Below are 19,975 nucleotides of genomic sequence, written 5' to 3'. Positions count from 1 at the left end.
CGAAGACGCTCTATACATACTAACGGTATGTATCATACGCTACGCAGCGTCGCGGGACAAGGGACGATTCCGTGAGCGATATGAGATACTGTGACGGTACTTCGGTGAGAGCAATCGAGAAAGGCAGGGGCGTGTCCGACAAGAAAAGCGCGCAGAAGCGGGGCCTGGCGACGAAAGCGCTGGTCGTCGCGCTGTTCATGGTGCTCGGCGCGGCAGTCGGCTACCTTGCGGGCCACTTGACTCGCGGCGCGGAGGGCCCCGATGCCGATCCCCTGGGCACTGCCGCATGGATCGTGGCGCTCGTCGTGCTTCTGGTGGCGGCCTACTTCCTGCAAATCATCGTCCACGAGGCGGGGCACCTCGTGTTCGGGCTGGCCACCGGCTATCGGTTCCGCTCGTTTCGCGTGGGCAGTCTCATGCTGATCCAGCAGGACGGTCGCCTGCGCTTTAGGCGGTTCTCCGTGCAAGGGACGGGCGGGCAATGCCTTATGGCGCCGCCCGACCTCGTGAACGGAGGCATCCCCTACCGACTCTACAACCTGGGCGGCACGCTGGCGAACGTGCTCGTCGGCCTGGCCGCCGCCGTGCCGGCCTTCCTGCTGCCGAAGGGGCTCGGCACCGCCTTCTTCGCGTTCGTCGCCATCATCGGGCTCGCCTTCGCGTTGACGAACGGCCTACCGCTCACCGTGGGCGGCGTGAACAACGACGGCAAGAACCTGCGAGCGGCAGGCGAGGGTCCCGAGGCGCTGCGGGCATTCTGGATCATACTGAAGATCAGCGAGGCTCAGGCGGACGACGTGCGGACGAAGGACATGCCCGCCGCGTGGTTCGCCGCGCCCGCCGAGCCCGAGCAGCTGCGCAACCCCCTCGTGGCCTCCGTGGCCGTCGTCGCCTGCAGCCGGTTTCTGGACGAAGGGCGCATCACCGAGGCCGCCGAGGCCATCTGCGACCTGCTGGAAGGCGAGACCGGCATGCTCGGCCTGCATCGCTCGCTGCTGAAGATCGACCTCGCGTACTGCGAGCTCATGGCCGGGAAAGGGATGCAGGAGACGGAGCGCATCTTGGACGCCGACGCCTGCAAGCTCATGAAGGCCATGAAGAACTACCCGTCCGTGCTGCGCACGCGCCACGCCCTGGCGCTTCTGGCCGAAGGCGACGAGGAGGAAGCCCGACGCGTTCGCGAGGAGTTCGACCGCATGGCGACGCGCCACCCCTACCCAAGCGAGATAGAAGGCGAGCGGGAGCTGATGGACGCCGCTGCTGCCCGTTTCAGCGAGCGCGCCGAGTGCGAGACCGCCGCCCGCATGGCCAAAGCGCAGGGAATCGGCACGCACGCAACCGAGGAAGGAACGCCCACATGACCGTACACGATTGGCTGGACGAATACCTGCTGAGCAAGCCCGGCGCGACCAAGGACTACAAGGTGGAGTGGGAATGGTGGCGCTACCAGGTGGGCGGCAAGATGTTCGCGGCGACCATGCAGCCCGGCGAGCAGCACCGCGAGTACGCGGGCCTGAACCTGGTGTCGCTGAAATGCGATCCTGTGTGGAGCGAGCGGCTGCGTGCCGACTGGCCCGGCGACATCCTGCCCGGCTTCTACGCCGACAAGCGCTGCTGGATCTCCGTCGATCTGGACGGGACCGTGCCCGAAGACCTGCTGCGCGAGCTGTGCGACCACTCGTACAGCCTCGTGTTCGCCAAGTTGACGAAGAAGCTGCAACGGGAAATAGCCGGCCTGTAGCGTCCGCCGCGCACGGCTCTCAACGAAAGCGCGCCCGACTCCCGCGTCGCCGAAGCGCCCCGACCTCCTAGCACGAGCGCATGCGGCCGCGCGCCGAAAACGCCGCACGCGCGTCATCGCCCTGCCCGCATGCCAGAGAGCGCCCTGCCATAATCAAAGCCCACACCTTTTGAGCACACGTGCGACAGCGGAAGGCGGTTCCATGAAAGGCTTCGAGCGCGACGACCTCTTGCTCTCCCTCTGCGGGCTGAACTGCGGGCTGTGCTCGATGCGCGTGGGAGGATACTGCCCCGGCTGCGGAGGCGGCGCCGGAAACCAAGGCTGCGCCATCGCGCGGTGCGCGCGGGAAAAGCCGGGCGTCGAATACTGCTTCCAGTGCGCCGAGTTTCCCTGCGCCCACTACGACGGCATCAGCGAGTACGACCTGTTCGTCACCCATCGCAACCAGATGGAGAACCTCGAACGGGCGCAGCGCGACGGGCTGGACGCCTATCGCGCCGAGCAGCGGGAGAAGGCGGCGGCCCTGGCCCTGTTGCTGGACCGGTGCAACGACGGCCGTCGCAAGACGCTGTTCTGCCAGGCTGCGAACCTGCTCGAACTCGACGACGTGCGGCGCGCCATGGAGCGCATCGAGCCCGTGGCCGTCGACGATGCCGTGCCGCTCAGGGAGCGCGCCGCCTTCGCGGCCGACACGCTCAAGGGTTTGGCCGCCGAGCGGGGCATCGACCTCAGGCTGCGCAAGAAGCCGAAAGCGTAGCGGGCGGCGGCAACGCTTCGGCGTCGCTCGTCGTCGAAGCGGCTGGCTCGCCGCCACGGCCGCGGCTCGCCGCCAGCAATCGCCCGCCACCGAGCAAACGCCGCGCGCTAGAACTCCGACGCACCCGCCTCGGCGAGCACGTCCTTCCCCCACGCGCACATCTCGTTGAGAATGGGCACGAAACTGCTCCCGCGCTCGGTGAGCGAGTACTCCGTTTTGGGCGGCACCTGGTGGTACAGCTCGCGATGCACCATGCCGTCGGCCTCGAGCTCGCGCAGTTGCTGGGTGAGCATCTTGGGCGTGGCCTGCGTCATAAGGCGCTGCAGCTCGCCGAACCGCAGCACGCCGTGCTTGCTCAAATGCCACAGGATGAGCACCTTGTGCTTGCCGCCCACGATGTCGATGGTGGCTTCGACAGGGCAATGGTAGGCGCTCGGACAGGTTTTCATGCACGGCTTCCTTTCCCTATGCGCGGAGCGTTCGCGCCTTCTTCCAAATGCGGGGCATCCGGCCGCTTTCCCATGCGCGCGTTGGCGACCCCTTCCGCATGCGGAGGCTCCGGCCGAGCGGTTCGTTTGCGAGCGTTCGCCACGCGGGTGACCGGAGGCGCAGTCGATCCCTTGCTTTCCTTTTGGATAGTATATTCCGAAAAAGTGCCTACTTGCCTGAAAGATACTGGCGAGTAGCATGGATTGCGAACGAAGCCGGCCTTTCCGACCAAAGAGAACAGGAGCATCTCATGACGTTTCTCGACCTTGCCAAAAAACGCTGCTCGATCCGCGCCTATCGACCCGATCCCGTCGACCAGGAGAGCATCGACACCATCGTCGAAGCCGCCCGCGTCGCGCCGACCGCCGCGAACCGCCAACCGGTCCGCATCGTGCAGGTGTCCAGCGAGGAGGGGCTCGCGAAGCTGGGCCGGGCGGCCAACCTGCACGGCGCGCCGCTCGCGTTCGTCGTGTGCGCCGACCGCGAGCAGGCCTGGCGGCGCCCGATCGACGGGATGCGCACCGTCGACATCGACGCCTCCATCCTCACCGACCATATGATGCTGGCCGCCGCCGACCTGGGCTTGGGAAGCGTGTGGATATGCCATTTCGACCCCGCCGTCGTGCGTGCGGAGTTCGATCTGCCGGAATCGCTCGTGCCGGTGAACATCCTGGCCGTGGGCCACGCCGCCTGCGAGCCGAAGAGCCCCGACCGCCACGCTGTCGAGCGGATCCCCGCAAGCGAGCTGGTGACGACGGCGTAGCAGGGGCACGAGCAAGGAACGGTAAGGAGCAAGACCCCCTCTTGGGAGGAGCCCGTCCCGGCCGCCCTTCCGGCCTCGCCGGCAAGGACGGCCGGGGCTCGTCATCGGGCAGCGCGCTCTCCAACGGCGCCCGCCTGAGCCGTTCGCGCCCGCCCCACCCCGCGCGAACGCGACCAGTGGCGCACATACGCGCCGCCGATGATCGCCGGGATCACCGGCGAGGCCGCCTGCGCCACGAAGATGCCCACGTAGCCCGCGCCCAGCACGCCGCTCAGCAGGAACGCCAGGCCGAAGCGCACGGCGAACGCGTCGATGAGTGAGTTCGCCAGCACGAGCCGCGGCGAGCCGGCGCCGAGCGCGAACGAGTCGAAGCTGTACATGGCCGCGTAGAACAGCCCGTTCACGCTGCACGTGATGCGCAGGTAGAGCACGGCCACGTCGAGCGTCGCCGGCTCGGTCAGGCCGTACAGCGCCACGATGGCCGGAGCCAGCAGTTGGATGAGCACTTGGATGCTCAACGTGACGCCGATGTTGAGCACGGCGCCCAGCCGCACCACGTCGCGCGCGCGGCGCAGCTCGCCCGCCCCGGCGTTCTGCGCGGCGGCCGTGGTGATGGCCTGGCCGATGGCCCAGCACGGAAGCCCCGCGATGGTGCTGATCTGCAGCCCCACCCCGGCAGCCGCGGCCACATCGGTGCCGTAGCGGTTGAGCAAGCCCGTGACCAGCGCGTACGACAGGTTCACCACCGCCATCTGCACGGCCGACGGAACGCCCACGCGCAGAACCGCCAGCACGGCGGCGCCCAACCCGGGCGCGCGGCGGCCGGCTCGGCCGAGCGGCGCACCGTCACGACCCTGGCGCCGGCCGTCCTCCAGCGCTCCGCCGCGACCGCGACCTTGCCCCGGCGCAGCCCCGCCCCGGCCGAACGGCCGCACCTCGGGATAGCGCCGCCACACGAACGCGAGCGCCAGCACGGCGGCGAGCCCCTGCGCCGACACCGTGGCGAACGCGGCCCCCACCACGCCGAGGCCTGCCGGCCCCACCAGCACCAAGTCGAGCGCCACGTTCACAAAGGCCGCCGCGCCCACCAGCACAAGCGGCGTCCACGCATCGCCCTGCGCCTTCAAAAACGCCGCGGCGGCATTCATTAGGAACGGCCCCACGGCGCCGCAGCACATGACCACCGTATAGGCTACGGCATCGTCGAGCGCGGCGGCGGGCACCGCGTTCGCCGTGAAGGCCGGCCGCGCCAACAGCATGCCGGCCGCCGCGATGGCCGCCGACGCCAACAGCGCCACCGCGAGCGTGGCCGCATAGGCGCGCCGCCGCGCGAACGCGTCGCGCGCACCCACGGCCCGCGCCACCACCACGCCGCCCCCGGCGGTCAGCCCGATAACGAATGCGTTCACCAGAAAGGCGGCGTTCGTCGCGTTGCTGATGGACACCAGCCCCACATCGCCCACCACCTGGCCGACCACCACCATGTCGACCGCTTGGTACACGTACTGCAGAAGGTTCACCGCCATAAGCGGCAAAGCGAACGAGAGCAGCTGCCGGAACAGCGGCCCCTCGGAAAACGAAACGGAAGTAGACACCATGCACCTCTTTGGATCTCGGAATGCGGGACAAGGAACGCGCACCGAGCCTCGGCGGATACTCCCCGCAACGACGCATCGTCAACGGGTCCGCGAGCCAGCGCGCAAAAAAGCGCCGCAGATGAATCATCACCTGCGGCGCTTGCGAGTTCGGCGTTCCGGCATCGACGAAGACGACGGGCCTCTAGGCGGCGCGCCTTCCGATGCCGATGACTATGCTCGTCCCTGCTCCGTGCGATGCTTCATCGGCGATCACGCGCGGAGCCGCAGCCCTGCAAAGTATCACGAATCCTCCAAAGGGGTGTACGAAAACGCCGCCCAGCATACCGCGCCGCCCCGGCCCCGTCAACCGGCACGCCGCGACAGCACGTCAGGCTGCCGACCTTCCGCTCGCGCGGGACGGCGGGATGCGAACGCGGCCCTCGGCACGGCACGCCCGGCGATCGTTGTCACGCGAATCCGCGCAGAACGGGCTCCGAAGTCCGAAACCGATAGACCTCCAGCGAAAGAGATCCCGCACTCCCGCGCCATCACGAGGTACCATGTCAACCATCGGCATCATCGAACGAGAGGAGCCCTCATGGCCCGACTCACCCACTGCGCATGCACATCCGTCCTCGTGGGGAAGGCGGCCACGCTCGACGGCTCCACCCTCATCGCCCGCACCGAGGACCATGCGGAAGCCTGCGCGCCGAAGCGCTTCACCGTCGTGCCCGAGCGGGTGCACAAGAAAGAGTCGTTCGTGTCGGCCAACAACCAATTCTCGATGGAACTGGACGGGGCGGGCCTGCGCTACACGTCCACGCCCGACGTCGATCAGTCCGAGGGCGCCTACGAGGAAGCCGGCATCAACGCGGCCGGCGTGGCCATGAGCGCCACCGAATCCACCTACGCCAACGAACGCGTGCTGGCGCACGACCCGCTGGTGGAGGAAGGCGGCTTGGCCGAAGACGCGCTCGTCACCGTGGTGCTGCCCTTCATCTCCTCGGCGCGCGCGGGCGTGGAGCGCGTGGCGGCCATCGTGGCCGAGCACGGGTCGGCCGAGGGCAACAGCATCCTGTTCGCCGACGCCGACGAGGTGTGGTACATGGAGCTGGCCACCGGACACCACTGGGTGGCGCAGCGCATCCCCGACGACGCGTACGCCGTGTGCGCGAACCGCATCTCCATCCAGGAGGTCGACTTCGAATCGCCCGACTTCCTGCACTCCGACGGCATTCGCGAGTTCGTGGAAGACAACCACCTGAACCCGCGCCCCGGCACGTTCGATTTCCGCCGCATCTTCGGCACGTACTCGCAGCAGGACACCCACTACAACGCTCCGCGCGTCTGGTTCGGCCAGCGCCTGTTCACGCCCGAGGTCGAGCAGCAGCCCGAGGATTTGGACCTGCCGTTCATCCGCCGTGCGAACCGTCTTTTGGACGTGGACGACGTGGCGCAGCTGCTGGCCTCGCACTTCGACGGCACGCCGTTCGACCCGCTGGGCTCGGACGGCGACGAGCGCAGCCGTACCCGCTACCGCGCCATCGCGCTGTCGCGCACGCAGGAAGGCCATGTGCTGCAGATTCGCCCCGGCCTGCCGCCCGAGCGCGCGGGCGTTCACTGGGTGTCGCTGGCCACCACGGCGTTCTCGCCGTTCGTGCCTTTCTTCGCGAACGCCTCGGCCGTGCACCCCGCCTGGGAGAGCGAGGCCCGCCGTCCCGATCCCGAGAGCGTCTATTGGTTGCTACGCACGCTGGACGTGCTGGCCGAGAGCCGCTACCCGCTGGTGGCGCGCCGCGTGGAAGACTATCTGAAGGCCAGCCGCCAGAAGGCCCACGCCTTCGTCGCCGCCACCGACCGCGCCTGCGCCCCCTTGAAAGGCGAAGCGCTCACCGAGGCCCTGACCGGCGCGAACCGCGCGTTCATGGACGAGCTGCTGGCCGACACGCGCACGCTGCTGCAGGACGCGATCATGGCCGAGGCGGAGGACTCCCCCTTGTCGTTCGACATGGACGAGAACCTGTAGGCCGCCGCAGGAGCGATCCCCCTGATCGACCGTTTCGACGAAGCCGGAAAAGCGGCTGCGGTTCGCGTTTTCGCGCATACACGCGAACAAGGCTGTACCAAAAGGACCGCTTCGCTGGTGTCGTAGGGCAAGGGCCCTGCCCTTGCCGCTCGGCAAGACAACATTTTCCCAGGTCGACGGCAAGGGCAGGGCCCTTGCCCTACGGCGGGACCGTCTAAGCGGCGCCCTGCGGCGAATTTTGATACACCACCCTCGGAGGCGCTTGAAGGTTTCCGCTCGCCCTTGTTGCCGTCCTGTTGGCGTTGGTCAACAGACCAGAGACAAATCACCCGCATGCGGCCGCGTCCAGCAGGTGCGGCCGCATACTATTTCGCAGCAACCGCTGAAACCACGCGCGCGAGAAAGCCAGAACCGCCATGTCCCTCGATGCCATCCTTCCCGTAGCGGCCGTCCTGGCCGTGTTCGTCGCCCTGCTCCTAGCCCTGCGCTTCATGAAGGCCAAGGGCATGGGCTTCACGCCGCGCGTGTTCACGGCGCTGGGACTGGGCATCGCGCTGGGAATCGGCATTCAGCTGGCGCTGGGGCGCGGAAGCGACGCCGCCTCGACGGCGCTCGATTGGATGTCGATCGTGGGCCAGGGCTACATCGCATTGCTGAAGATGCTGGTGATGCCGCTCGTGTTCGTAGCCATCGTGGGCGCGTTCACCCGCACGAAGGTCACCGAGAACCTGGGGCGCATCAGCGCCGTCGTGCTGGCCGTGCTGCTGGGCACCGTGGCGGTGGCGGCGCTTACCGGTTGGGCGGCGGTGGCGTTCTCGGGGCTCGCAGGCGCCAGCTTCACCGACGCGGGAGCGGGCGCGAGCGCCGACAGCCTGCAAGCGCTTCAAACCGAGCAGCAGCAGGTGGCGGATCTCTCGCTGCCCCAGATGATCCTGTCGTTCGTTCCCGTGAACGTGTTCGCCGACTTGGCCGGGAGCCGCGCCACCTCCACCATCGCCGTCGTCATCTTCGCCGCGATCACCGGAATAGCTTACTTGAAGCTGCGCGCCCGCGGAGACGACGGGGACGGAGCCGGCAGCGAAAGCCCCGCGTCCGACGACGCCGCCGATGCCGCCGCCAGCGCCGGGCGGCAGGCCGCGTTCTTCAAGCAACTCATCGACAGCCTGTACGGCATCGTCATGCGCATCGTATCCATGGTGCTCGCTCTCACGCCTTACGGTGTGCTGGCGCTCATCGCCCATGTCATGGCTACGAGCGACTACGCCGCCATCCTCGATCTGGGCAAATTCGTGGCGGTGTCCTACGCAGCGCTCCTCTTCATGCTCCTGGTGCACTGCCTTATCCTGCTGGCGAACCGCGTGAGCCCCCTCACGTATCTGAAGAAAGCGTTCCCCGTGCTCAGCTTCGCGTTCGTGGCGCGCTCGAGCGCGGGAGCGGTGCCCCTCAACATCGAGACGCAAACGCGCGCCCTGGGCGTGGGCGAGGCCACGGCGAACTTCTCGGCCAGCTTCGGCATGTCCATCGGGCAGAACGGGTGCGCGGGCATCTACCCCGCCATGCTGGCCACCATCATCGCCCCCACCGTGGGCATCGACGTGTTCTCGCCGACGTTCGTAGCCGGGCTCGTGGCCGTGGTGGTGATCAGCTCGTTCGGAGTGGCGGGCGTGGGCGGCGGTGCGACGTTCGCCTCGCTCATCGTGCTGGGCACCATGGGGCTGCCCATCGAGATCGTGGGCCTGCTGGCCTCCGTCGAGCCGCTCATCGACATGGGCCGCACGGCGCTCAACGTGAGCGACTCCATGGTGGCCGGCGTCACCGCGTCGAACGCCGTGGGCGACCTCGACCGCGCCGTGCTACGCGACCCGAACGCCCGCGTGAGCGGCGAAGAACACGCGAAGCTATAGCAGCGGTTGATCGCCCGCCGATCACCCAGAGCGGGCAACCAACGGGCGATGCCCCGGCAACAGAGGACGCGGAAAGGACTTGCCAGCTCTTCCGCGCGCTCGCCGCATTGCCCGTGCCGTTGCGAGGGCGCCGCGCCGGGCGATCGGGAGATTACCCGTCCGGAGGTCTACCTGCCCTCGATACCCGCCAGCACCTTCCGCAGCTCGTTCTGCACGCCGTGCTCGGCGTTCGTGCCGATGGTATTCGCGGCTATCTGCTTGATGGCGGAGCGGGCGTTGCCCATGGCCACGCTCGTTCCCGCCATGCGCAGTATCTCGTAGTCGTTCATCGAGTCGCCGAACGCCATCATCTCTTCGGGCCGGATGCCGTGGGCGTCCAACACCTGGCCGACGCCGGTGGCCTTGCTCACGCCGCGCTGCATGACGTCGATCCACTTGCGGCCGGACGGCGCGAACACGAAGTCGTCGTCCAGTTCGCGCGTGAGGATGTAGGCCATGTCCATGACGGCATCGTCGCAGTACACCGATGCTTTCAAGATACTCGTCCGCGGAGAGGGCACGTCGAGCACGCGCACGGGATTCGGCAGATTCTTGTCCACCTCGCGCTCGAAGCGCTCCTCGTCGTCCAAAAGGTAGCTGCGCGTCTCGTCGAACAGCGCCAGGTGCATGGTGTCGAACATATCCACAACGCCCGCGAGCCGCTTCACGGCCGCGTGCGAGAACACCTCCAAGTCCACCAACTCGCCTTCAACGACAACCTGCGCGCCGTTCGACGCCACGAAGTCCATGCAATCGACGATGGGTTCGAACAGCTCGCACAGCGTGTCGAAACGCCGCCCCGATGTGGCCGCGAATCGCACGCCCGCCTCGCGCAGGCGCAGGATGAGGTCGAAAGCGCCGTCGGGCACACATTCGTTCTCGTCGAGGAACGTGCCGTCCATGTCGCTGGCGATAAACTTGATCATAGGGAAACCTTCCATGTTGGGACGCAGCCGCACAGGAGGGGTGAAATGCCGAAAAAGCAGGTGAAGAGCCACCTGAAGCGAGCTGCGTCGCTTCCGTTTTCGAAGCCATTGTACGGCCCGTTTTCGCACGGCATCGTTTCTCCACCGATACTTTGCAGGAATTTGAACAAACCGACAACTTGACCAGGCACTTGAGCGAACAAGTGACGCTTTCCGCCGACTCGGCGACCAACCGGCGCCACGGACCGACAGAGCAAGCCGGCATGGCGGGCCGATACGGCAGGCGAACGCGGCGAGTCGGTACGACGAACGGGCGGCTTGTCATCCTGAGCGAGCGGAGCATTCGACAGTCCGGCGGACTGTCGAGGCCCCGGGCACGCGGAGCGGGCGCAGGGAGGCCCCGCGAAGCGGGGACGAAGGATCCCGCGCGGTGCCAACCGAAAGCGCTTGCTGCTGGCGCCGCGCGGGATCCTTCGACTCCGGCGGCTTTCGCCGCTCATCGCTTCGCGATGCCTCCCTGCGCCCGCTCCGCGTGCTCTGGAGTGCAACAGTCCACTGGACTGTTGCATGCTCAGGATGACAACCTGGCCGGGTGCATGTCGATGGTGGTTTAACGGCGGAGCGCAGGGGATCGGTGCAAAAATCACCGAAGCCCCCCTTCTTGGGGAGCCCGCAGGGCATCTCGTTGGTTTTGAAATCTCGCGACCTGCGGAAACGCGTGCGGCATGCGAAGACGGGCGTGCGGAGGGACTTTGGCGGGCGATTCGGGCGGGGGACGTCGGTGATTTTTGCACCAAACGCAGGATTTTCCGCTGCTGAGCCGCTGCCGGCAGCGCGTTCAAGAAAGCGCGGCACCAGCTCGCCGTCGGGCGCTAGGCGGGACGCGTCGATGGCGGCTTAACGGCGGACACCCGAAATGCCGTCCATCGCTCAAACGCCGGAGATGGAAGGGGTACCCGACCACCCGATGGCAGGAGCAGGGAGAGGCACCCGACCGTCCGATCGCCGCCGCAGAAGCCCCGAGCCGGCACCTGAAGGGAACCGCGGAGACGAGGCGCGGCCACCGCCCGCATCATCGGCACCGCACCGCGCCCTCACGCCCCCTCATCGGCGCTACGCTTTGAAGCCAACCAGCTCCAAGCCGCGGAAGGCGGCGTAGTCCTTGGCAAGGTCGCGCAGCTCGCGCACGTCGACATCGCCGGCCCACAGGCTCGCCTCGACTTCCAAACCGGCGCCTTTCTTCTTGCCGGTCCACGTGCCCACGATCTCGCCACGCCGCACGACGGCGCCCGGATTGGCTACGGTGCGCCATATCCGACGCTGCAGCGTTTTGTCCGCTTGAAGAACGACACGATCACGCTGGTCGAGGTAGGGGTCGTGCGCCGACAGCAGAAGCAGCTCACGCTCGAGAGGCTCGGGCGCGAACAGGCGCTCCCGGTCGGCCGCCAGCACGTAGGCCCGCTTGCCATCGCACGTCAACGGCTCCATCTCATCGCCGACGGTCTTCCACAGGCGCCGCGCTTGCTTGCCCGAGCAACCGAGCCAGCTGGCGAACCGATCGGCGGTCGAAGGACCGTAGCAGTGCAGAAACTTCCGCACGAGCTTCTTTGGCGCGTCCTTGCTGGGCTCCAGCCCCCGGCCGAGCCACGCCCGAAACGACGTGAACGCAGGGCTCGCGCCGGAGCGCTCGCCGAACACCACCAGCCCCTTCAACGCGCAGGGACGCAGCAGGAAGGACACCGCCGCGCCGCCCACCGTCTGCTTGTCGGGACTGCCGTACATCGACGGCGCGCGCCACGGCTCCCGTTTGCCTGCGGGCAGCAGCGGCTCGACCCAGTCGGCCAACGTTTGGTCAAGCGCGGTCTTGCTGACGACGACCTTGTCGTCCAGCTTCGGCATGACCCGTTCCAGCAGGGCCAGCACCTCGTGGAATTCCATCCCCAAAGCGTCGAGCGCCAAGCCGATGCCCTGCGTGTATGCCCACGGCTCGTCCTTCTGCGGCACCAGCGCCGTCAGAAACGCGTCGCTGTCCGCCGCAGGGAACACCACCGGCGCGCCGCGAAAGCTCCACGCTTGTACGAGCGAGCGCTTTTCGTGCAGCAAGCGCTCCAGGTCCTCCGCGCCCAGCGCGGGAACGCGGTTGTGCAGCGCGGCCTTCCATGCGCCCGGCGGGGTGTTCTGCATGCCGCACGCGCCCACGACAGCAAGCACGTTGTCCTCGTCGTATCGCGCATCCAAGTGATGTGCATGCAACCTGAAATTCCGAATGCGTTCGACGCCTGGTTCTCCCATGAAGCGGTTCCTTTCGGTGCCCGACACCGCTCACCTTACCAAAAGGCGAAAACGAACGCCACGGAAAACGAGCGAGCCTTCTTCGACATGCAGAACCGTTTGTCAAATGCAGGGCGCAAAGGCTGAGCCCCCATCCCACCCCCGTGGCGATGCCCGCGAGCCCCGCCGTTGCCGCTGCCGAAGGTCCTTCGACTCCGGCGGCTTCGTCACTCATCGCTTCGCGACGCCTCCCCTGCGCCCGCTCCGCGTGCTCGGAAGTGGGGTTGCATCAAAAGCGTCGTTTTCGCTCGTCGTGTAGGGCAAGGGCTCTGCCCTTGCCGTTCGACAAGCAACGTTTCCCAGGTAGACGGCAAGGGCAGAACCATTGCCCTACGGAACGGTCAACGCCGGCAAGCGTTTGGGAGCTTTTGATACAGTCCCCTGCTCAGGATGACAAGAGAGAAAGAGATGCGGCGCAGCGCTTCACTCGCAACGAGCAGGGAGGTACATAACCCCAGTTCACAGCTTCCGCAACCTGAGCGTGCGCGAAAAAATGCGAAACGCAACACCAAAGTGGTGGAGCGTGCGGGCCCGCAATCGCAAGATAGAAGCCGCGAAAGACGCGCCGGCATTCGGCTCCGCGGGCCGACAGCTTCCACGAAGCACCGCGCGACTTTCAGGTATGATGCATTCACGAAACGAAAGGACTTTCGATGACCTTCGCGGACAACCTCGTCTACCTGCGCCAGCATTACGGCATCACACAAGAGGGCCTTGCCGAGCAGCTGGGCGTGTCGCGCCAGACCGTGTCGAAATGGGAAGCCGGCACCAACTACCCCGAGATGGACAAGCTGCTGGTGCTGTGCGACCTGTTCCATACGAACCTCGACGACCTCATGCGCGGCAGCGTGGAGGTGACGAACGACAACGACACCGAGCGCTACGACCGCCATATGAACCGCTTCGACCTGTCCATGGTTGCGGGCGTGGCCTCCATCCTGCTGGGCGTGGGCGTGCAAGGAGCCCTCGACGCCGTCGGGGTGTTCGGCGAGAACTTCGCGACGGCCATGTTCCTAGCGTTCGTGGTGGTGGGCGTGATGATCCTCATCATGGGCTCGCTCAGCCACGGCGAATTCAAGCGTCGCAACCCGGCTATCGAGCCGCGCTACCGCGCCAACGTGCTCGACCGCTTCAGCCGCCGCTTCCCCCTCATGATGGCAGGGGGCGTGGGCCTCATCCTGCTGGCCGTGATATTTATGGTGGGCATGTCGCCCGACGACGGCGAGGTCATGGTGGGCGGCGTGCTCGTTGAGGACTTCTTGCTGCTTCCCTTCATGCTCTTCATCGCCTTGGGCGTGGGCACCATCATGTGGGCATGCCTGCAGAAATCGAAGTACAACCTGTCAGAGCTCACCTACATAGCGCACCGCAGGGACTTGGGCGCCGACCTGCCGCCCACCGCCAACGTAAAGTCGCCCGAACAGGTGCGGGCCGAGTCCATCATGGGCGTGACGTGCGGCATCATCATGCTGCTGGCGCTGATCGTGTTTCTGGTATGGGGCTTCGTACCACTGTTCGACCAGATGGGCGGCCTGGGCGGCATGGACAAGTTTGCGATCAAGGAGGCCATCCGCGCCGGTCAAGGCGGCTTCGCCGTCAGTTGGATCGCGTTCGTGGTGGGTGGCATCCTGTGCGGCATCGTGTACTTGGCGGGCAGCGTGCTGTTCAAGTCGCAAGACGACTGGATCGCCGAAGCGCGCCAAGAAGACGCATGGATGAAGTACGCGCAGAACAGCGCGAAGGACGATCCGTGGACGCGCGGCCCCGAGCAGCAAGCCGACGGGCAGCCGGAACCGGCAACGGCGCAACAGACTGCACCAGGAACCCCGCAACCGCCAACCAACGCGCCCGGCAACATCGCCCGCGGCACCGCCGCCAAGCGCTCAACCTGGAAATAGCGCCAACGCCCTTGCGTCTTCAGAGCGGAAGATGCTTACGGTAGGCCACCCGCTTGTCCATGATGCACTGGATGAAACCAACCGAGCGGCCCATAAGCAAGGCCGACACCACCGTGCCCACGTTGATTCCGAACAGAGCTCCGCCGCCGACGAGACCGATGGCGCAGGTGACAAGCAGCGTTATGACGTCGAACCACACTTTAACGCGAGCGTACGGGTGGTCGATGGCAGCGCACAGGTCGCGCGGAAACGTGTCGATGGGCATGACGGGCAGCTGACAGCGCGTGCAGAAATACACCGTCACGGCCACGATGGCGAACCCGACGGCGAACCGCAGGCAGGAGAGCCCGAGCGAATCCACCGGGAACAAATCGTTCATCCACGCGCCGTTGAAGTCGATGAGCGCCCCGCCCACGGCGCACACCGCGAACGATATGAGGTAGCGCCAGTCAAGCGTGCGCCGCACCGCGCACAGGATGGCGATGAGCCCCACTTGGAACACGACGTACCACACGCCGTAGCTCACCTGGGGCGCGATGGCGTTGAGCGCGAACGGGAGCGCCGCCGCCGGCACGAGGCCCATATTCGCGTGGGCCATGGCGGCCACGCCAAGCGGGATGAACAGGAAGTAGACGGCCCACGCCAGCTCGGCCGGCAACACGAGCGACGGCGCGGCGGCTGGCGCGGCCGGCTCAATGGCGGCCTCCCCCGTCAAGGCGGGTTCCAACTCGTCGGCCGCACGTTCGGCATCCGGGGGCATGCTACTCGCCCAGCTTCTCGGCAGCTTCGAGCCACTCTTCCTCAAGGGCATCAACCTGGGCCTGCAAGTCGTTGATCTGCGCTTGGAAGTCGCCGAGGGCGGTGAAGTCGCTGGGGTCGGCGGCGGCCATCTGGGCGCGTACGTCCTCGATCTTGCCGTTGAGCGTTTCGGTTTTGCGCTCGTTCGACTGCATGAGCTTGCGCAGCGTGCGTATCTCACCGCCGGAAAGCCGCTCCCCGCCCCCATTGTCGGCATCGCGCGAGCCGGCTTCGGTCGCACCCGAAGAGGCGGAGGGACGGGTGCCGTCCACCAAGCGAGTTCCGCAGCCCTGCGAGGACTGTTTGAGCGACTGGGTGGCGCCCGCCCCTCCGCCGGGCCGGGTTGAATCTCGCGCCTCCGTCAGCCTCAGATACTCGTCAACGCCGCCGGGAAGGTGGCGAATCCGCCCATCCAGCAGGGCGAACTGATGGTCGGTCACGCGTTCCATGAGGTAGCGGTCGTGCGTGACCAAAAGCAGCGTGCCGGGCCAGCCGTCCAGTAGGTCCTCCACCGAGGCCAGCATGTCGGTGTCCAGATCGTTGCCCGGCTCGTCGAGCACCAGCACGTTCGGCTCGTCCAGCAAGATCAGCATGAGCGCCAGCCGTCGCTTCTGGCCACCCGACAGATCGCACACCGGCTCGTTCAGGTCGGCGCGCGTGAAGCCCAGCTTCTCCAGCAGCTGCCCCGGCGTCATCTCCTTGCCGTCGAGCATCGTGCGGCGGCTGTAGCGGCCCACCACCTGCCGCACGCGATCGTCGCCGAAGCGCGCAAGGTCGTCCAAATGCTGCGACAGCACGGCGAAGCGCACGGTTTTCCCTATCTTCACCAGGCCGGACGTTGGCTTCTGCAAGCCTTGGATCACGCGCAACAGCGTGGTTTTGCCAGCACCGTTCTCGCCGACGATGCCGTAGCGGTCGCCGGGACCGATGATCCAGTCCATGTCGTCAAGCACCGTGCGACTGGAGCCGTCCGCATGGTCGAAGCGCACGGTGACGTGCTCCAAGTCCACCACCTGCTTGCCCAGACGCGCCATGGCCATGCGCTTGAGCTCCAGCTCGTCGCGCAGCGGCGGCACGTCGGCGATGAGCTCTTGGGCCAAGGCCACGTGGAACTTCGGCTTCGTCGCACGCGCCCGCGCCCCGCGCGAGAGCCAGGCCAGCTCGCGGCGCAGGTCGTTCTGGCGCTTCTGCTCGGCCAGCGCGGCCAGACGGTCGCGCTCCACGCGCTGCATGATGTAGGCCGAGAAGCCGCCCTCGAACGGATCGACCACACGGTCGTGCACCTCCCACATGCGCGTGCACACCTCGTCGAGGAACCAGCGGTCGTGCGTGACCACCAAAAGCGCGCCCGCGCCCTGCTTCCAGCGCGCTTTCAGGTGCCCGGCCAGCCAGGTGATGGCGCGCACGTCCAGATGGTTCGTGGGCTCGTCGAGCGCGAGCACGTCCCAATCGCCGATGAGCAGCCGCGCTAGGTCCACCCGTCGCCGCTGTCCGCCCGACAGCGTTCCAACCCGCGCGTCCCACGGGATGTCGGAGGCCAGCCCCGCGATGATGTCGCGGACGCGCGCGTCGCCCGCCCACTGGTACTCGGGCAGGTCGCCCACCACGGCGCGCTCCACGGTGTCGTCGTCGGAAAGCGCGTCGGCCTGCCCCAGCACGCCCACGCGCACGGCGCCGTTCTTCAGCACGCGCCCGTCATCGGGCTCCAACTGGCCCGCCAGCAGGTTCAACAGCGTGGACTTCCCGTCGCCGTTGCGGCCCACGATGCCGATGCGGTCGCCCTCCTCCACGCCCAGCGAAATGCCGTCGAACACCGTCTTCGTGGGGAATTCCACCCGCACCTTCTCGCATCCCAGCAGAAACGCCATGTAGAGCCTTTCCTTCATCCGAACAAAAGCATCGTCGAACTTACCCGCACGATTTGTCGTCACTAGGGTACCACGGCCTCTCCGCAATAGTGCCGCGGACGCTAAACACCACGCCGCCGATTTGGGGTGTTCGCCGCTCGATCTCGCACGTCTTTGAGAAATGCACCTTACGCTGGCAAACCGGGATCCACGTGCCGCTCCGCGGTCCCCTAGCATCGCCTTGGCGTCGCAGGTCCCGAACGATCGGCATCGCTTCGACGCACCAGCACGGGGCCGCTCTCCGTACAAAAATCACCGATGTCCCCCTGCCACATCGCTCTGCGTGGCAGCGTTGGAATTTTCCGAAGCACGTGAGCTGGGAAAACACTCGGGACAAACGATAAGCAAGGAGGAAAGCGAGCGTATCTCGCTTCGTTCAAGGGGGACATCGGTGATTTTTGCACCATACGAATGCCAGCAAAGCACCTTGCTCACAGGCACCGGAAAAGGGGCGCGGCGAGCGTCGCGGCCGAACGCGCTGCCGACGAGCGCCCGCCGCGCGTCAGACGCACGCCCAACGCATTCGGCAGAGCTTCCGCATCCGGAGCGCGCTCGAAAGGGTTTTTGCCCGACGCGCGTCCGAAAGGGTTTCCGGGCTCAACACGCGCCTGCCGCACCCGGCACACGCCCGACGCTCGCCAGCCGAACTCGAAGGGGTTTCCGCGCCAGGCGCACGCCCGACGCGCGCCTGCCACACTCGAAAGGGTTTCCGCGCCAGGCGCGCACTCGACGCATGCCCGCCGCGCCTAGCCTGCACCCGCAGCGCGCTCGACGCGCGCGAAAGGTTTTCCTCGTCCGACGCCGTTTTTCCTTCACGCGTCGCCGAACTTCCTCGCGCCGCGCGCGACATCGTTCCAGCGCGCCGTTTTCCCTCCTGAAGCCACCGGCACGGCGCACCTACAATGGGGGCATCCCGAGGAGGGGATCGTTCCAACAAGGAGGAGGGAACCATGAAAGACGAAGCGAAGCGAGGACCGTCGGAAGACGCCAAGACCACCGGAAAGCACGCGCTCAGCCGACGCAGCTTCTTCAAGGCGGCCGCCACGGCGGGCATCGCCACGGCCGCGGGCGGCGCGCTCGCCGCATGCGCGCCGTCGCAAGCCGCGCCGGAGAAGGGCTCGGGCGACAAGGCCGCGGCGGCGTTCGAGGCGGCCGCAGCGCCCATCGAACCCGTCGAGGCCCCGGCAACGTGGGACTTCGAGGCCGACGTCGTGGTCGTGGGGTCGGGCGGCGGCGGAATCACCGGCTCGGTGCGCCTGGCGGACGCGGGCAACAAGGTCATCATGCTGGAGAAGAACGAGAAGACCGGCGGCACCTCGTCGTACGGCGGCATGTTCGTGAACTTCGGCGGGCACCGCATGGCCAACGAGGTGGAGTGGGCCTACCCCAGCTACCCCTACGACCCGAACAAAGTGGTCGCTTACGTGAACGATCTGCAGCAGATGACGGTTGACCCGGAGCTGCTGTACGCCATGGCCGTGGAGGGTCCGCAGTGCATCGACTGGATGGCCGACGCCCTCGAAGTTCCCTGGGCGCCCTCGAGCAAGGGCCCGGCGGGCATGAAGAGCCTGTACTGGGACGGCCAGATAACGGCGAAGAACTCCATCGAGATCAACCACTTCCCCTTCGAGATGATGACCGAAACGGCCAAGAAGCACGGCGTGGACATCCACACGAGCACGGAGGCGCTCGCGCTCGTCATGGACAACGGCACCGTGGTGGGCATCAAGGCGAAAACGCCCGACGGCGAGAAGTTCTACCGCGGGAAGAAGGGCGTGCTCCTCACGGCCGGCGGCTTCGAGATGAACCGCGCCATGCTGGCCAAGTACACGCCCACCTGCCTGCGCGGTATCGTGAATGTGGCAACCCCGCCGTACAACGACGGCGCGTGCATCCGCATGGGCCTGGGAGCGGGCGCCGACCTTTCCGGCTACAACTCGGTCGCCTGCTTCGACGGCAGCGTGGAGTGGGAGCCTTACGACGAGTACGCCACCACGATGAACGCCCACGTCAACAAGGACGGCAACCAAGCGGTGCGCCAGCCGTGGCTGCTCATCAACCGCATGGGCCAGCGCGTGCCGTACCTGAGCACCGGCGGATCGTCCTACCCCTTCCTGAACACCGACCCCGACTCCATGGTCACCGCGCTCACCGACCAAGGCGCCGTGGAGATGAGCCAACCGGGCGGGCGCACCTACGTGTGCTTCGACTCGAAGTTCGAGCAGCTGGTGGGCGACAACTTCTTCAAGCAGTCCGTCTGCCGCGTGGGCAAGGTCATCCCCGACGACGACCCGCTCATCGACCGCGTGCCCGAGTGGCAGCGCGACTGGCGCAACGCGTTCCAGATCATGGTGGACGCGGGCGCCGTGAAGGAGTGCGACACCATCGAGGAGCTGGAACAGGAGCTCGGTCTGCGCGAGGGTGTGCTGGTGAAGGCCGTGGAGGATTGGAACAAAGCCTGCGAAGCGGGCGAGGACACCGTGCCCACGTACAAATACGATCCCACATGGCTCATCCCCATCGGCGACCCGCCGTACTACGGCGCGAAGATCGGCGGCAACCTGTTCGCCACGAAGTGCGGCCTGCGTATCAACCCGAAGATGCAGGTGGTGGACACGGAAGGCGCGATCATCCCCGGCCTGTACGCCGGGTGGCACACCGCCGGTGGATCGAACGGCGAGAACAACATCGCCGGCAAGCCGTTCAACGGCATCTACGGCGACGTGGGCCTGTCGTTCGTGGGCGGCTACATGGCGGCCGGCAGCATCATCGACGAAGCCTAGAGTCTTCCGCGAACCGCGCCTCCCCTCCCTCCGGCG

At 66.8% G+C, this 19,975-nt stretch carries 14 protein-coding genes; 8 read left to right on the top strand and 6 right to left on the bottom strand.

Translation table 11 applies throughout. The features are described from left to right. The first annotated feature begins 131 nt into the window (after positions 1-131). From HCH03_RS03130 to HCH03_RS03120, 3 genes are all read left to right on the top strand, one after another. Positions 132-1,361, top strand: a complete 1,230-nt coding sequence (locus HCH03_RS03130) for a hypothetical protein (protein ID WP_221688301.1) — start codon at positions 132-134, stop codon at positions 1,359-1,361. Continuing rightward, the gene (locus HCH03_RS03125) at positions 1,358-1,741 is read left to right on the top strand and encodes an MmcQ/YjbR family DNA-binding protein (protein WP_221688300.1); all 384 of its coding nucleotides are present in this window, start codon (positions 1,358-1,360) and stop codon (positions 1,739-1,741) included. Before HCH03_RS03130 ends, HCH03_RS03125 begins: the two co-directional genes overlap by 4 nt. 202 nt (positions 1,742-1,943) lie before the next feature. Then, entirely contained in the window at positions 1,944-2,498 is a 555-nt protein-coding gene (locus HCH03_RS03120; protein ID WP_185904254.1) for a DUF3795 domain-containing protein, read from the top strand. 107 nt (positions 2,499-2,605) lie between these two features. Here the strand turns inward: HCH03_RS03120 and HCH03_RS03115 are convergent, their stop codons facing one another. Then, complete coding sequence (locus HCH03_RS03115) at positions 2,606-2,947, bottom strand: winged helix-turn-helix transcriptional regulator (protein WP_080144457.1); 342 nt, start codon at positions 2,945-2,947, stop codon at positions 2,606-2,608. 290 nt (positions 2,948-3,237) lie between these two features. Here HCH03_RS03115 and HCH03_RS03110 point away from each other — a divergent pair, with 290 nt between their 5' ends. Then, positions 3,238-3,750, top strand: coding sequence for a nitroreductase family protein (locus HCH03_RS03110; protein ID WP_221688299.1), 513 nt, complete (start codon positions 3,238-3,240; stop codon positions 3,748-3,750). Between the two features lie 101 nt (positions 3,751-3,851). Here HCH03_RS03110 and HCH03_RS03105 read toward each other — a convergent pair whose 3' ends face one another. Next, positions 3,852-5,348, bottom strand: coding sequence for an MATE family efflux transporter (locus HCH03_RS03105; RefSeq protein ID WP_221688298.1), 1,497 nt, complete (start codon positions 5,346-5,348; stop codon positions 3,852-3,854). A gap of 577 nt (positions 5,349-5,925) precedes the next feature. Here HCH03_RS03105 and HCH03_RS03100 point away from each other — a divergent pair. After that, complete coding sequence (locus HCH03_RS03100) at positions 5,926-7,353, top strand: C69 family dipeptidase (protein ID WP_221688297.1); 1,428 nt, start codon at positions 5,926-5,928, stop codon at positions 7,351-7,353. A 416-nt stretch (positions 7,354-7,769) separates the two neighbouring features. Continuing rightward, entirely contained in the window at positions 7,770-9,257 is a 1,488-nt protein-coding gene (locus HCH03_RS03095; protein ID WP_221688296.1) for an L-cystine transporter, read from the top strand. Positions 9,258-9,424: 167 nt separating this feature from the next. On the opposite strand, the gene HCH03_RS03090 is transcribed toward HCH03_RS03095, so the two are convergent. Together HCH03_RS03090 and HCH03_RS03085 are read right to left on the bottom strand one after the other, a co-directional pair. Next, positions 9,425-10,222 carry a Cof-type HAD-IIB family hydrolase gene (locus HCH03_RS03090; protein ID WP_221688295.1) on the bottom strand — a complete coding sequence of 266 codons (798 nt, stop codon included), beginning with the start codon at positions 10,220-10,222 and terminating at the stop codon, positions 9,425-9,427. Positions 10,223-11,335: 1,113 nt separating this feature from the next. Beyond that, a complete protein-coding gene (locus HCH03_RS03085) occupies positions 11,336-12,514 on the bottom strand; it encodes a winged helix DNA-binding domain-containing protein (RefSeq protein WP_221688294.1) in 1,179 nt (392 codons plus the stop codon). A 692-nt stretch (positions 12,515-13,206) separates the two neighbouring features. Here HCH03_RS03085 and HCH03_RS03080 point away from each other — a divergent pair. Beyond that, positions 13,207-14,451, top strand: a complete 1,245-nt coding sequence (locus HCH03_RS03080) for a helix-turn-helix transcriptional regulator (RefSeq protein WP_221688293.1) — start codon at positions 13,207-13,209, stop codon at positions 14,449-14,451. Between the two features lie 19 nt (positions 14,452-14,470). Here the strand turns inward: HCH03_RS03080 and HCH03_RS03075 are convergent, their stop codons facing one another. Both HCH03_RS03075 and HCH03_RS03070 read right to left on the bottom strand, forming a co-directional pair. Continuing rightward, positions 14,471-15,211 (bottom strand): DUF6198 family protein, encoded by a 741-nt coding sequence (locus HCH03_RS03075; RefSeq protein WP_221688292.1) that lies wholly within the window; start codon positions 15,209-15,211, stop codon positions 14,471-14,473. Between the two features lies 1 nt (position 15,212). After that, complete coding sequence (locus tag HCH03_RS03070; RefSeq protein WP_221688291.1) at positions 15,213-17,117, bottom strand: ABC-F family ATP-binding cassette domain-containing protein; 1,905 nt, start codon at positions 17,115-17,117, stop codon at positions 15,213-15,215. Positions 17,118-18,106: 989 nt separating this feature from the next. On the opposite strand from HCH03_RS03070, the gene HCH03_RS03065 reads away from it, so the two are divergent. Then, a complete protein-coding gene (locus HCH03_RS03065) occupies positions 18,107-19,939 on the top strand; it encodes an FAD-dependent oxidoreductase (RefSeq protein ID WP_221688290.1) in 1,833 nt (610 codons plus the stop codon). The last annotated feature ends 36 nt before the right edge of the window (positions 19,940-19,975 follow it).

Origin of the sequence: Gordonibacter massiliensis (ex Traore et al. 2017) (genome assembly GCF_019731765.1) — a bacterium.
Lineage (GTDB): Bacteria > Actinomycetota > Coriobacteriia > Coriobacteriales > Eggerthellaceae > Gordonibacter > Gordonibacter massiliensis.
Note: the sequence above shows the minus strand (reverse complement) of the source record. Positions and strands in the feature narration are given on the sequence as shown.